4 protein-coding genes are annotated in these 15,153 nt (G+C 62.0%); 1 reads left to right on the top strand and 3 read right to left on the bottom strand.

From position 1 onward, the window contains the following. Positions 1-157 precede the first annotated feature (157 nt). Positions 158-12,643, top strand: a complete 12,486-nt coding sequence (locus AB4N47_RS08400) for a filamentous haemagglutinin family protein (protein WP_460154457.1) — start codon at positions 158-160, stop codon at positions 12,641-12,643. Positions 12,644-12,699: 56 nt separating this feature from the next. Here the strand turns inward: AB4N47_RS08400 and AB4N47_RS08405 are convergent, their stop codons facing one another. The 3 genes from AB4N47_RS08405 to AB4N47_RS08415 all read right to left on the bottom strand — a co-directional run bounded on the left by AB4N47_RS08405 (position 12,700) and on the right by AB4N47_RS08415 (position 15,152). Further along, positions 12,700-12,981: a type II toxin-antitoxin system RelE/ParE family toxin gene (locus AB4N47_RS08405; RefSeq protein ID WP_460154571.1), complete on the bottom strand. Its 282-nt coding sequence runs from the start codon at positions 12,979-12,981 to the stop codon at positions 12,700-12,702. Next, positions 12,959-13,153, bottom strand: a complete 195-nt coding sequence (gene relB / locus AB4N47_RS08410; protein ID WP_071172664.1) for a type II toxin-antitoxin system RelB family antitoxin — start codon at positions 13,151-13,153, stop codon at positions 12,959-12,961. Before relB ends, AB4N47_RS08405 begins: the two co-directional genes overlap by 23 nt. A 358-nt stretch (positions 13,154-13,511) precedes the next feature. After that, positions 13,512-15,152, bottom strand: coding sequence for a hypothetical protein (locus AB4N47_RS08415; protein WP_341637321.1), 1,641 nt, complete (start codon positions 15,150-15,152; stop codon positions 13,512-13,514). Between the last annotated feature and the right edge of the window lies 1 nt (position 15,153).

The raw sequence follows: 15,153 nt of genomic DNA on the forward strand, positions 1-15,153 counted from the left end.
ATGAAACGGCAGCAGCCTTCGGGCTGCTGTTTTTTTTTGCCGATTTACTCCTTGATCATGAAGTTTGTGTGACATCCGTTCGGTCGTGAGGCTCGCCAACTGCCTATGTCGTAACAGCAGGGCTGATCCGACCTGCCACCCAAAAGGACCTGTAGTGATGCTTGCTCGCACCTCCCGTCACAGTAACCGTATCCGACCGATCAAACGTGGCGCGGGCGATCCCGCACAGTGGCTGCTCAAGCCATTGGCGCAAGCCGTCGCCTTGTGTCTGGTGGCGGGCAGTGCCGAGGCGGCGACAGCGTTCAGTTCCACCTGGTTTGCCGCGAAGGGCGCAGCGCAGCAGGCTTCGGCGTCACGTCCGGGTGGGAACGGTCTGCCGGGGATGACCCCACCGCTGGCACAGCAGCAACGGGCCAGCCAGCAGTTGCAGCGCTCTTTGCAGACGCTCAATAACACCGTGGCAGCGATTGCCGCTCAGCAGGCCGCACAAGCCGCTGGACGTGCCGCCGCATTGGGCAGTGTGCAAGTGGTTCCGGACGGATTGGGCGAGGGCGGCCTGAAGGTCGATAACAGCCTGAGCCAGGGCTGGATGAACGCCAAAGGCCCGCAACAGACCCAGGCCGACGGCAAGACCACGGTGAAGATCGAGCAGACCGCCGACAAGGCGATTCTCAATTGGGAAACGTTCAACGTCGGCCGCAATACCACAGTGGAATTTGCCCAGCAGGCCAACTGGGCGGTGCTCAATCGCGTCAACGATCCGAGCGCACGGGCCAGCCAGATTCAGGGGCAGATCAAAGCGGACGGCACGGTGATGCTGATCAACCGCAACGGCATCGTCTTCAGCGGTGGCAGCCAGGTCAATGTGCGAAATCTGGTAGCGGCAGCCGCGAACATGACCGATGCACAATTTCGCGATCGGGGCCTGTATTTCGACAGCACCGGCAGTCAGCCAACCTTTACCGACGCTGCTGGCAAAGTCCTGGTGGAGCGTGGCGCAGCCATACAAACGCATCAACCTGCGCTCTCCACCGACGCCGGCGGCTATACCTTGCTGCTCGGCCAGGACGTGCAGAACGACGGCTCGATCAGTACGGCCAAAGGTCAGACGGTGCTGGGTGCGGGGGACCGTTTCCATATCCGCAAGGGCTCGGGCACCGACGGTAATGGTTATTCAACCACTTTCGGCAGTGAGGTCATTCCCGGTTTCAAGGCTGACAGCTCGGGCAAGGTCAGCAACACCGGCCTGATCCAGGCATCCACCGGCGACATCACCCTGACTGGCCGCGACGTTATGCAAAACGGTGTGCTGCTGGCGAGCACTTCGGTGGCGACGCGCGGCACCGTGCATCTGCTCAATCCGGCCAGCGATGCCCAAGGCCGCGTGACCCTGGGCGAAAATGGCGTCAGTGCGATTCTGCTCGACAGCAGTGATCTCACCGCCCTGGACAGCCAGCGCGAGGCGGCGCTGACCGGCGTCAATGCCAACAACCGGATCCGCAGCGATCAGTCACGCATCGACATCGGCAGCGGCGGCACCGTCGAATTCAAAAGCGGCTCGATCACCCTTGCCACCGGTGGGCAGGTGGCAGTTGCCGCCGGACAGCGCAGTCTATTGCGCGAGGGGGCGGTGATCGACGTGTCCGGCGCCCTCGGCGTCAAAGTGGCGATGGCAAACAACAACATCAAGATCAACGTCCAGGGCAACGAGCAGCGTGATGCGCCGGTCAATCGCGAGAACGGCGCGCTCAACAGTAACGACATCTGGGTCGATGTCCGTGAGCTGGTATTCGTGCCGGCGGGCACCAACGGTTACGCCACCGACCGTTGGTATACCGCCGGTGGGTTGTTGGAGGTCGGCGGATACCTCGGCACTCAGGGCCATGGCGTTGGTGAATGGATGGCGCAGGGCGGTGAGGTGCGGTTTTCCGGAAAGGACGTGATCAGCGAAAAAGGTTCGCTGATCAATGTGTCCGGCGGCACGCTTGATGTGCAGGGCGGCGAGATTCGCCAGAGCTGGCTGCGCGGTGCGGACGGGCGGTTATACGAAGTGTCGCGTGCGCCGGGCGATATTCTCTACAACGGTCTTTATAAAGGTTACGAAAGTCACAGCGAGCGCTGGGGCCAGACGGATTATTTCTATAGCCCGCTGATCGCGCCGACGCGTCGTCAGGAAGCGGGTTACACCGTTGGCCGGGATGCCGGCCAGTTGGTGATCGCCACGGGCAACGCCGTGCTGGATGGCCAGCTGTTGGGTGAGGTGTTTCAGGGCGAACGGCAAATCCAGGCACCGCGGGCAGGTCTGGACGGCTATGCCCAGACCCAGACCGCCCGGGCGCGGCGAGGGCAGTTGGTGGTTGGCAGTTACGATGCTGCTTATGTCGCTGCCAGTGCCGGCCTGCTCTATCAACTCGCCCCGTTGCTCGATCAGGTGCAAGTGGGGGGCGCGCATGCCAGCGTAGCGAACGCAGGGCTGACCGATGCGGTCGCGGCAGAACGCGCAGGCAAACTGTTCCTCGATGCCGGGCTGCTCAATGGTTTCGCGCTGGGCGCGCTGAAGATCTCGGCGAAAAACACGATTGAAGTCAATGAAGGCGTGACGGTGGATCACGGTGGCAACATCACCCTGTTCAGCCCTGACGTGCAGGTCAATGCCGATCTGATTGCGCAAGGCGGCAGCCTGCAATTGGGCAACGTTTTGAACCAGCTCGCCACCGATCGGCGTGATGACACCAGTCTCCAGGTTTCAGCAGGCAAGCAAGCGCGAGTGACGGTTGCGCAGGGTGTGCAGCTGCAGACACGCGGTCTGTGGCGCAACCTGTCGAGTAACCCGGACGACGCGGGCGGCCTGGCGTACCTCAATGGCGGGACGGTGTCGATCCGCAGTACCGGCGACATTCTGCTGGCCAGTGGCAGTCTGGTCGATGTTTCGTCGGGCGGTGCGGTATTGGCCAACGGCAAGACGCGTGGCGGCAAGGGTGGCGACGTGACGCTTGAATCCAGCGCCAACAGTGCGCCAGGCCTGTCGCGCATGGTGCTCGATGGCGAGGTGCAGGGCTATGGCGTGAACGGCGGCGGCACCTTGACCGTGCAGGCCAGCAAGGTGCGGATCGGCGCTTTCGGCGAAATGGCCGAAGAACAGACCTTGCGCCTGACGCCGGAGCTGTTCCGCACGGGGTTCAGCGCCTACAACATCATCGGTCTGAAGGGGCTGGAGGTCGCCGCGCAAAGCGCGATCGATGTGCAGATGCCGGTCTATCGGTTTGGCGAATCCGCCTCGACCATTGTGTCCGGTATGTCGCCGCGCGCTGCGCTGGAGCTATGGACGCCCGCGTTACTCCAGGAAGACCCGCTCAAGGGCGTCTTGACGCAAAGGGCCGGCGCTTCTGTCGCATTACAGGCCGGCGCGACGCTTGCTGGCTTGATTGATCCCGCCAGCAGTCCGTTGTCGATTGGCGAAGGCTCACGGATCAGTGTCGATCCCGGCCAGCGCATCGGTTTGCGCGGGGCAGGCCAGATCACGCTTGATGGTGAACTCAATGCCTGGGGCGGTATTGTCGATATCCGTCAACAGCAGTTCGGCGCGATTGATGTGGCGACGTCCTTGCAAGAGGCCGATCCGACCCCGCACAACCGTTCGATCTGGATCGGTGAACATGCCTTGATCGATGTCGCCGGTCGGGCAGCGACCGCTGTCGATGCGCTGGGCCGCGTCTACGGCCAGGTCGGCAAGGGTGGCTCGATCATTGTCGGTGGCGAGATTGATGTGAAGAAAATCACGGCGACCGCTGCCGATGCTTACGTCATCGTCCGCCAAGGTGCGCGACTGGAAGCGTCCGGTGCGCAAGCCGTGCTCGATAGCGGTGGGCAAGGCCCCGCTCGTGTGGCCACCGATGGCGGACGGATCACCCTGAGTTCCTACAATGGTCTGTTCATCGAGGGCAGTCTGCAGGCCAATGCTGGCGGTGCAGGTGCGGCGGGCGGGCGTCTGGAGATCGCTCTGGATACACCGGCGTACGGTCCCGCGAACTTGAGCAATGCGGTGCGCGTGCCACGTGAAATGATCATTGCCCAAGGGCCCGCGCCGGCACTGCCGCAGCCGCTGCGAGCGGGTGAGGCTTCGCCACTTTTACGCTACGGGCGTACACGCTTGAGTGCCGATCAGCTGATGAGCGGTGGTTTCGACAGCGTGAGTCTGCTGAGCAACGGTCTGATGACGTTCGACGGCGATGTCGACCTGCATATGGGGCAGGGCCTGAGCCTGTTCGCCGGTTCTCTTTCATTGGCCGAGTCGGCGAGTGACAGCGCCCGGGTCAACCTCAGCGCACCTTACCTGCGCCTGTCAGGGCTGGGCACCTATTTGAGCTCGGAAGTCAAAGTGCGTCCGCGGGTGATGAGCAATCCGACAGCGCAGTTGTCCGGCGCACAATTCACCGCCAGCGCGGACCTGCTGGACGTGGGCAACTCGCTTTCATTCGGCACCGAAGGGACTCTCGTGCAATCGGCCGCACCGGCGCTGGCGGTCAGCCGCCGTGGCTTTGGTCTGGTCACGCTCGACAGCCAGGGCGACTTGCGCTTCCTCGCGCCAACCGATGAACAGCAGCGCAGCCGTCTGTGGACTGCGGGTGACATGCACATGCGGGCTGCGCAGATCTACCCGGCCAGTGGCGTCTCGGCTGAGGTGCGAGTGGGCTATCAAAGTATGGCCGGATCGGTGCCGGAGCATACGTTGCGTATCGGCAATCACGGGGCGGCGCCGACCGCTTTGCCTTACTCGGTGTTCGGCAGCCTGACACTCAGTGCGGGACAGATCGAGCAGGGCGGCGTCATTCGTGCGCCTTTGGGGCTGATATCCCTGGGTGATGACGTCATTGTCAAAACCCGTGAACTTCACCTTCTGCCGGGCAGCGTGACTTCAGTCAGCGCCGCCGGACTGGTCATGCCCTATGGAGGAACCACCGACGGTATCGACTATCGGTACAACGGTAAGTCGGTGATGTTGAATGGCATTGCCGGAGCGACCTCCGGGGTCATCCTTGATGCGCAATACACCAATGTGCAGGCCGGGGCGGTGATTGACCTTTCGGGCGGCGGCGATTTGCGCGGTGCCGGTTTTGTCTCCGGACGAGGTGGCTCCACCGATGCGCGTTTCAATCCGCTGGTACGCAATGCCACCGATGGCACCTTCAGTTTGCCGGGGCTGGCCAACAACCCCGTGTATGCAATCGTGGCCGGTGACCAGAGCCGCTATGCGCCGATGCTGGCCGAGGCCGGCGCGGTCGACCCGCGTATCGGCCAGCAGATCACTCTCGGGACCGGCGTTGCCGGACTGGCACCCGGCACCTACACCTTGTTGCCATCGACCTTTGCCTTGTTACCGGGCGCCTTCCGGGTCGAAATCAATGGTCAAGCGATTGCGGGGTCGATGGACAGTGCGTTGAAGTTGCGCAATGGCTCGTGGACCACTGCCGGACAGCTGTCGATTGCCAACACCGGTATACGCGACAGTTTGCCCAGCCAGGTCATCGTGACGTCTGCCGATGTGCTGCGGCGCTATTCACAGTACAACGAAACCGGGTTCAGCCAATTTGTGCTCAACGATGCTGCCCGCCGCGGTCTGCCGCGCGCCCGCACACCGCTGGACGGCAACACGCTGCACCTGCGCATGGTCAGTGGCGGCGAGCACGACTCAGCCCTGGACTTCAACGGGCAGGTGCTGTTCAAACCTGCCAGCGGCGGGGTCATTGGTACGGCGGTCGTTCAGGGCGGTTATACCGGCGCAGAGTTTGAAATTCTCGGTGCCGGGCATACGCGAACGCCAGGGTTCGACGGTGTATCGCTGTACGCCGACACCCTCAACCGCTTGAATGCCGGACGTTTGACCATTGGTGGCACCCCAACCGTGTATTACGGTGCGGAGGGCGGCTCGATCAAGGTGATCGGCAATACCTCGGCGATTCGTCTGCGCGAGGGCGCGATCCTCTCGGCGCCAGAGGTTGTGCTGAGCAGTAACAGCGCCAATGGCGGCATCACCATCGATGCGGGAGCGGGCGTCAATACCTTGGGGCGAGGTAACGTTCCGTATGATGCCGCAGCCGGTTTCGTCTACGAACCGGGGCGCTCCAGCCTGCTGGTGGTGTCCAACGGCTGGACGCCGGTGCTTGCGCCCACCGATGGCGGGGGCGGGAGCATTCGTATCGGCAACTGTCCGACGGCCGATTGCACCGCTGCGGCGTTGCTGTACTCCAACGGCAGCATCATCGCCGCCACTGACAAAGACTTCGAACTGGGCGAAAGCGTGCGCTTTGGCACTCGCCAACTCGGGCTTTCGGTCGGTGTGGTCAATGCCGGCAGTCCGCAAGCACTGGCCGCAGCCAGCGGCCGCACACCCGCAGGCCTGATGCTTAACCAGAACGTGCTGGATCGCCTGTTGCAGGGCGACACGCAATCTGGCGCCCCCGCGCTGGAAACCCTGAGTCTGGTGGCCCGCGATGCGTTCAACTTCTTCGGCAGCGTGACCCTCGACACCATTGATCCGCAGACCGGCCAGAGCCGTTTGCAGAATCTGGTGTTGGGTAGCCCGGCCATCTACGGCTCGGGCGCTGCCACCGATGTCGCGACGATCCGCACCCGCAATCTGATCTGGAACGGGGCGACTCAGGCCCCGGGTACGGTGGTCAACGACGGCGCCGGCAACGGGCACGGCACGCTGGATATTCAGGCGCAGCGGATCGAATTGGGTTATGGCCCGAACCCGCAGCCCAATGGCCTGGATCGCAATAACCGACTGGCCCTGGGGTTTGCCAACGTCAACTTCAACGCCAGCGAGCGCATCACCGCCAACCACAAGGGCAGTCTGGCGGTGTACGAATCCCAAGGAGCTTATGACGCGGTCAAGGGGTTCAGGTACAGCGGCGGCAATCTCAATCTGCGCACGCCATTGCTGACCGGCGAGGCCGCCTCGGTCAGTGAACTCAAGGCGGGCAACAACCTGACGCTGAGTGGTAGCGCCACAACGGCTGCCGCGGATGCCCTCGGTGCGCAACTGAGCCTGACGGCACGCAGTGTTGTGCTCGACAGTCGCATCGTCCTCGCCAGCGGCAAGCTGCTGGTCAATGCCGAGGATGATCTGCTGCTTGGCAGCGGCGCGCAGGTGGATATGGCGGGCCGGGTTCTGCCGTTCAATGATGTGCAGAAATACAGCTGGGGCGGCGACGTGTCGTTGCAGAGCAACAACGGCAATATTCGTCAGTCGGCGGGCTCGCGAATCGATCTGTCCGCCGTCAACAATCAGGCCGGCCAATTGAGCGTTGTGGCCCTGGCCACTGACGCCGGACAGGTTGATCTGCAAGGGCAGATTGTCGGCAGCAGCAGTGGCTATTACGACGCGGGCGGTACGTGGGTGCCGTACAAGGCCGGTGGCGTGGACATTCGCGCCCAGCGCCTGGCGGGTGATTTGAGCGAGGCCTTTGCCAGCCTAAACCTGCGCTTGAATGCTGGCGGGGTAGTGGGCAGTCGAAGCTTCCAGTTCAAGCAGGGCAATCTGCGTATCGGTAACGAACTCAAAGCGGGCGAAGTCAATGTCTCGGTGGACAACGGCAACCTGACCGTGGACGGGGTGATCGATGCCAGTGGTGAACGGGTCGGCAGCATTCGCCTTGCCGGCAAAAACGGTTTGAGCCTGACGGGCAACGCGCTGCTCGATGCCCATGGCCGCGTACTGCGCGTCGACAGCTACGGCAAAATCATCGACGCACCGAACCGCGCCATGGTTGAACTCAATTCAGGTGACGGCGTGCTGACGCTGGCCGCTGGTGCACGGATTGATCTGCGTCACGGCACCGATGCAGTGCCTGGAAACCAGGCGGGACAACGCGATGACGTGTTGCGTGGGACGCTGGAGCTGAATGCACCGCGCCTGGGCGGCGGTGACATTGCGGTGGATGCCAGCGGTACATTGAGTATTCAAGGTGCCCGCTCCATCGGGCTGAATGCCGTGCGAAGTTACAGTGATGCTGCCGATGGCACCGATCCGGCGGCCAGCGGTCGCCCGTATCAAGTGATCGATCAAGCCTACCTGGATCGCATTCACTCAGACAGCAGCGGCTTTATCGATGCGGCGCTGGGTAACAGTGATCTGCTGCAACGCAAACTGGCCGGCCTCAACAATGCGACCTATGCCGATGCGTTTCATCTGCGCCCGGGGGTGGAAATCGTCAGCAAAACCGCTGACGGCGATCTGGTGGTGCAGGGCGATCTCGACTTGTCCGGCTACCGTTACGCCAGCCTCAACCCGCACACTCGCCGGACCTCGGTGTATGGCAGCGGGGAAGCGGGCAGCCTGTTGATCCGTGCCGGTGGCAACCTCGATATCTACGGCAGCATCAACGACGGTTTCGCACCGCCGCCGGAAACCGTGGACGACGCCGGCTGGAAACTGTTGCCGGGGATACAGCCTTTCGGCGGTGACCTGATCGTACCGGGCAGTGGTGTCAGCCTTGCCGAGGGGACGCTCTTTCCGGTTGGCGCCACCTTGAATTACGACCTGCCGATTCAAGCCGCCACACTGGCTGCGGGCACGGTGTTGCCGCTTCAGAGCAGTTTGGCCGCACCTTACGTGTTACAGGGTGGGACGGTGCTGGCCGGCGATGTGCATGACGCGGCGGGTAACCTGATGTATGCCGCCGGTACGTTGCTCGACAACGCTGTGACCCTGCCGACCGGCAGTCGTTTGGGTGCAGGTATTCGCTTGAACAACGCCACCGCACTGCAGGCCCTGCTCTGGCCCAAAGGCGTGCCGCTGCCGGGTGCGGTTGATGCCGACAATAAAACGGTGGGTGTTGTGTTGAACGGAACGTTGGCGCTGTTGCGGGGTTCGCTGATCCCCTCCATGACCAACGTGAAGCTCGCCGATGGCACGGTATTGCTCGACCTGCGTCCTGCCAATGGCAATCAGCAAGGTCGTAACTGGGCGATCGCCAGCATGCTGCCGGCGGGCAGTGCGTCGTGGTCGATGCGCATGGTGGCAGGGGCCGATCTGAGCGCGGCCGACAGCCGTAGCGTGAAACCTCAAGCCAGCGTCGGCAACTTGCAGATGGCCGACACTCACTATGGTGTGAGCATGATCGAGGTGGCCGGCAAACTGGTCTGGGCGGTGGATAACGAGTATGGCTTTACACCGTACGAACCGGTTCCCGAGGAATACCTTGTGCTCTGTGATATCGCTCCCGGTTCGTGCGCGCCCATGGCGCGCAGTGTGTGGGCGCCTGGCAACTGGATGGGCATGCCGGATTACACACCGATGAACGATGACGAATTGTTCTGGTGCTCCATCGACCCGGCACTGTGTATTGAAAACAATCCGAGCAAGAGCGCCCAGGCCCACACGCAGATGTTCAGCGTTTTGCGTACTGGCACCGGCGACCTGGATTTGATGGCGGCCGGTAACCTGAGCATGGCCTCACCTTTCGGCGTGTACACCGCCGGCACCCAATCGGCAGACGTCGACGCGCGTTATAACCAGCCCCGCGGAAGGCTGTCGGCTGATGGCTCGGTATTGGGCAGCGCTGGCAGCGATTACGAAAAATGGGTCGATGGCGGCAGTGCCAGCCTCTATCAGGCCTGGTATCCGCAGATGGGCGGTAACCTGACGATCAATGCCGGCGGGTCTGTGTCGGGTGACGTGCTTGGCCGTCGCCCGGTCGCCACGGGCGACGGTACGCGGGAGCAGGTGCCGAGTGTGGCGGTGGGCAATTGGCTCTGGCGCCAGGGCACCGGCAACAACGAAGTACCGACTGCCTGGTGGATCAATTTCGGCAGCTACGCTGCGCAGCCATTGCCAGCGCTGGGCGAGGAAACCAGACCTTATCTGGTGGGCTTTACCGGATTCGGTACGCTGGGCGGCGGCAACATCAGTCTGAGCGCCGGCGGGGATGCTGGCATGCTCAAGGCCATGGGCGACGACAGGTATGCGTCGTACCCCCGCAGTCAGGGGTTGATCGTGGCTGTCGGCAGTACGGGCCGCGTGGACAGTGACGGGAACCTGCAACTGACCGGTGGCGGAGACCTGGATATTCGTCTGGGCGGTATCCTTAATCCGTCTCTGCAGGCACGTGCCGGCCTGGCGGGTACCGGCACGCCGACGCACGACTTGCAGGGCGCGCTCATCAACCTGCGCGGTGCGGCGCAACTGACGGGCGCCGCGTTGGGCGGTATCAATCTGCAGTACGGCGCCTCGGCGCTGTTTCATGACCCACGGGAAACGCGCGCCTTCGACCCGTTCAACTCGACGGCCAGTAATGCCAGTGGTGGGCTGGTGCTGATTCCCGGTGACTCCGGCATGCGCCTCAACACCCGCGGCGATCTGGTGTTGGGTGGCGCCGCCGATCCGGGCCGCGTGAGGTTGCAGAACTCCACACCGTTTACCACGGCCGATGGCATTTACCATGCCGGTGGCGGTTTGAGTGGTTTCTCGCTGTGGACCGATCACACGGCCATCGATTTGTTCTCGGCCGGCGGCAACCTGACGCCCAGCACCCAGTTGATGGAAACCACCGGACAGGACCCCGTCGCCGGGCTTAACGGGTCACCGACCGATGACCGCTTCGTCTTTCCTTCGATATTGCGTGCCGTGGCCGGCCAGGGCTCGATTTATGCGGGACCATCAGCGGCCTACGGCATAGGCAACCCGGCGCCGGCTCTGGCCTGGTCATTGCTGTTGGCACCTTCCAGCGCGGGGCAGCTTGAACTGATCGCAGGGGATTCGATCTATGCCGGCGGCTACGCCATCAACCAGTCAGGGGCCAGCCCGGCGGCGCTCGCCACACCGTTTGCACCCGCGTTCAATGGCTACGGCAACAACCAGTCCGCTCGGCCGATCACGACCAACGCCGGCAGCGATGGTGTGCTGGCGCAAACCAATTCGCGCTATCCACTGTTTGCCTTTGGTCCCGATAGCTACTCGGGGTTGAGCAGTGTTCAGGGGCCGGCGCGCTTCTATGCACTGACCGGTGACCTGGTAGGAATTCGCACGGGCGAAACGCTGGCGTTCGCGACCACGAAGCGCACCTGGTATGAATCGGCAGGCCCGGTGTGGATGGTGGCGGGGCGTGACATCGTGGCGTCCGGTACCAATTTGGGGCAACCCACGTTTGCGCCCGTTGGGGGCATGAGTCGCAATAACGAACAGATCGCGTCTACCGGCAATCTGTTCGTGCATAACGATGCGCGCGACATTTCGCGGGTTTCGGCCGGGCGAGACATTCTCTACAGCAGCTTCGACATTGCCGGCCCGGGTGTTCTGGACGTCAATGCCGGGCGCAATATCCTGATGGAAGATCGCGCCAGCATCACCAGCCTTGGCCCTGTCGTGGCAGGGGATCATCGCCCCGGGGCGAGCATCGTGCTGCAAGCGGGCGCCGGCGCGCAGGGGCCGGACTATTCGCGCTTCATCGCGCGTTATCTGAACCCGCAAAACGTTGCGAATTCGGCTGTGGCCCTGAGTGGACAACCGGGCAAAGTGGTCAAGACCTATGTCGATGAATTGCAGAGCTGGCTGAGCTTGGGTTATGGCTTCAAGGGTAGCGCCGAACAGGCGCAAGCCTTCTTCGCCGCACTGCCGAGTACCGAACAGGCGATCTTCGCCCGCCAGGTGTACTTCGCCGAATTGCGCGCCGGCGGCCTGGAATACACCGATGCCGACGGCCCGCGCACTGGCAGTTACCTGCGCGGTCGCAACGCCATTGCGGCGCTGTTCCCGACCACTGATGTCGCCGGCAATCCGATTCGCTACGACGGCGATATCACGTTGTACGGCGGCGCCGGAGTCAAGACGCTGTTTGGCGGCGATATCCAGATGCTCACACCGGGCGGTGGCCAGGTTTTCGGAATCGAAGGCGCGGCGCCACCGTCGACGGCAGGGATCATCACCCAAGGCTCGGGCGACATTCAGCTGTACTCGCAAGGCAGCATTCTGCTCGGCCAGAGCCGGATCATGACCACGTTCGGCGGCTCGATTCTCGGCTGGTCCGCCGAGGGCGATATCAACGCCGGTCGCGGCTCGAAAACCACCGTGGTCTACACGCCGCCAAAACGTGTCTACGACAGCTGGGGCAACGTCACGCTATCGCCGTCGGTGCCGAGCACCGGCGCCGGTATCGCCACGCTCAACCCGATCGCCGAAGTGGCGCCGGGCAACATCGACCTGATCGCGCCACTGGGCACCATCGATGCCGGCGAGGCGGGGATTCGCGTATCAGGCAACGTCAACATCGCCGCGCTGACGGTGGTCAACGCCGCGAACATTTCGGTGCAGGGCAAGGCAACCGGCGTGCCGGTGGTGTCGGCGGTGAACACCGGCGCGATTACCTCGGCGAGTTCGGCGGCATCCTCCGCTACGCAAGCGGCGGAAGACGTCGCCCGGCAGCAACAGGCAGCGGCGCGGCAGAACCAGGCTTCGGTGTTCACTGTGCAGGTGCTCAGTTTCGGCAACGAGCAACTGGCGCCGTCGCGCGATGGTGCCAGTCGCGCGCCGGCGACCGGTTATAACCCGGACAGCCCGGTGCAGGTGCTGGGCGCCGGGGCGTTGGATGAACAGGCGAAACAGCAGCTGACCGAGGAGGAGCGTGGGCAGCTGACGCTGTAAAGAACTCTCGTGCAGTACGTTTGGGCGGCCGGTTGGCCGCCTTTTTTTATAAGTGGTTATGGATATTTTTTACGGGCGTGCAACACGGTCAGAATTTTAATGTGGTCTGTCACCCGATAGACCGGTAAATAATTCGAGTTAATGACCATTTCGCGAGTGCCCGGTATTCGGCCGGAGCGGAAACCATGCGGTATCCAGGAAAGCCTTCGCGCTGCGGCGCTGAGCTTTTGGTGCAGTGCAACTGAAGCGACAGTGTTGCGTTGTTCTACGTATTCGATGATGTCAGCCAGATCTCCAAGAGCCGGTTTACTCCAGCTAACCGGCAGTGCGTCGATTATTGCGTCTCTCTTCCAGCATCTGACCTAGCAGCACCATTGCCTCATCATGGGGGATAGGCGGCCGTGGATCATCAAGTGCGGCTTGTACCTTGGCGCGATACCAAAGGTCGTATTCCGCAGCCTCTTCTTCGGTTTCGAAGTCTGAAACGATAAGTGAAAGTTCAGCGCTCATCATGACCTCCATGATCAATGTGAAGCAGTCTAAGGGGGATGTGGCTCGTTGTCGTCACTGGCGGGACGAGGGACTCATCATCTCCAAACAGACTATTCAAATCTGTCAGACGCTTCGCTTGTGATGCACGTGAAGTCGATCAGGGATGTAGTTCGATTCTGTAGGAAATCTGTTTTTGGTCATCGGGCTGACAGTGAAAGCTTCCAACGTATGACTGAGCACCACCCCACCCGGTCATGTCGACTTCAGTAGCTCGATTCCCGTCTGTTCCGCCGAGGACAGAACCGGGCCTCGGTGCGCACCGTGCGGGCGCTGAGTTTTGTTGACGACCAGCTGCTGCCGTCGCGCGATGATCCTCCTAGTCGTCACGCATTGAAGTGGGCTCGAACGGAACCGAATTGATCAATGCCTGTGTATCGGTGTCGCCCAGCGCCTGATCGTCCACGTCATAGCTGAAGATCGAGCCGGGTTCTTTTGCAAACTCTACGCGTATCAGGGGCAGAAACCGGCCAGTGACATTGAAATAGTCGCGTTGGATATAGCGCGCACCGGTCAGTCGGTCACCAGCGATTCGGGAGGGATTGAACGTTGCGATTGCTTCCAGCGGGAGCTGCTCCGGACGCTCTCCTGTCCACGCTGCCATGATCAGTTCATTCCACCCGTAAGGATCGGTTGCATCCGGACGTACAGTGGTTGCCAACTGAAAATTTTGCGGATCAGTGTTGAACGCACAGGATTGCAGGGGCCGACTCGCGTAACGCGCAACCCATGAATCCCGGCTGGTAATGCCAAGCTCTTCGCACTGACCACCGTGAGTTCTACAGATATCTGCCGAACCGCCCGTACTCGCATCGAAAGGGTAGAGGCAACGCACGGTCAGCGGTTTGCCGGAGGGAGCAAAAGACTCCCGAACGATAAATCCCTGAGCCTTGTACGTATGGGTCACTCTCGCGCCCGGATGAATGAACGTGAACGAAACGCCATTCCCCTTCGTTGAGCTCGGGCTGGGGTCCCACGCGTGATGGCCGGTGGAGCCGCTGGTTGAACGAACCAGCACCCCCGCACAGTTGAACGATGCACTGTTGCCCTCGCATGAGGTTCTCGGGTCGATGGATCGAGCATTCAAACGGGCAGCCACCTCGTAGCCGGTATACAACTGCTCTCGCTGGGTAAATCCGAACACCTGATCCGGTGGCTGCGTCAGGTCCATGCGCACAATGGGCAGCCATTGGTCAGTGGCCTTGAAGTAGTCACGCTGGTCCCGTTGTGCGCCAAGTAATGAGTCGAGTTGGTTCACGTCGTGAAACAGCGCCAGCAACGGCAATTGGGCGGGCGCTTGCTCTGGCCAGTTTTTGACTTTCAACAGCACAGGCTGCGCCGACCAAGTGTCGTCAAGCGCTTGATGCGCGGTCAGGCTGGCCGCGAATTGCGCGGGGTCGTTACTGCTCAATGAACATTGCGCAGCAGGCAAGCTGTCTTCCCCGGCGAAGTGCGCAAGCCAGCTTGCACTGTCCGTCACGCCAAGCGCCGCGCAAGAACTGACGTCTTGCACGCGTTTGGCTGCGGCCGTCCAGCCACACCCGAAATCGGGGCGTGTGCTCTGCACCGGGAAATCGAACGGATAGACACACAGCACGTTCAACTCCTTGCCATCACCGATGGTGGTGAATTGATCGCTGAACACCGCGCCGTAATTTTGCGGGAGGGTGCGCGTATCGAGATCGGCGCGCAAATAATGCATTCCTTCAGCGCCAAGCGCCGTAGCGGAAGCACTGTGTTTCCAGAACTCCGCAGCTCCCTGGCTACCGCGCAGCATAATACCGCTGCAATAGTAGGCAGGTTTATTGCCAGGACATTGTCTGGTGATTTTCTGATAACTGCGATTGAGCGATTGAGCGATCTCCGGGCCGGTCATGTCGGGTGCGGCCACTACGGTATTGCTCAACAGCAACAACGACAAGGTCAGAGAGAACGCAATGCTGAGAGTTCTGCTGAACATG

The sequence above is a fragment of the Pseudomonas sp. S3_G06 genome (assembly GCF_054667565.1).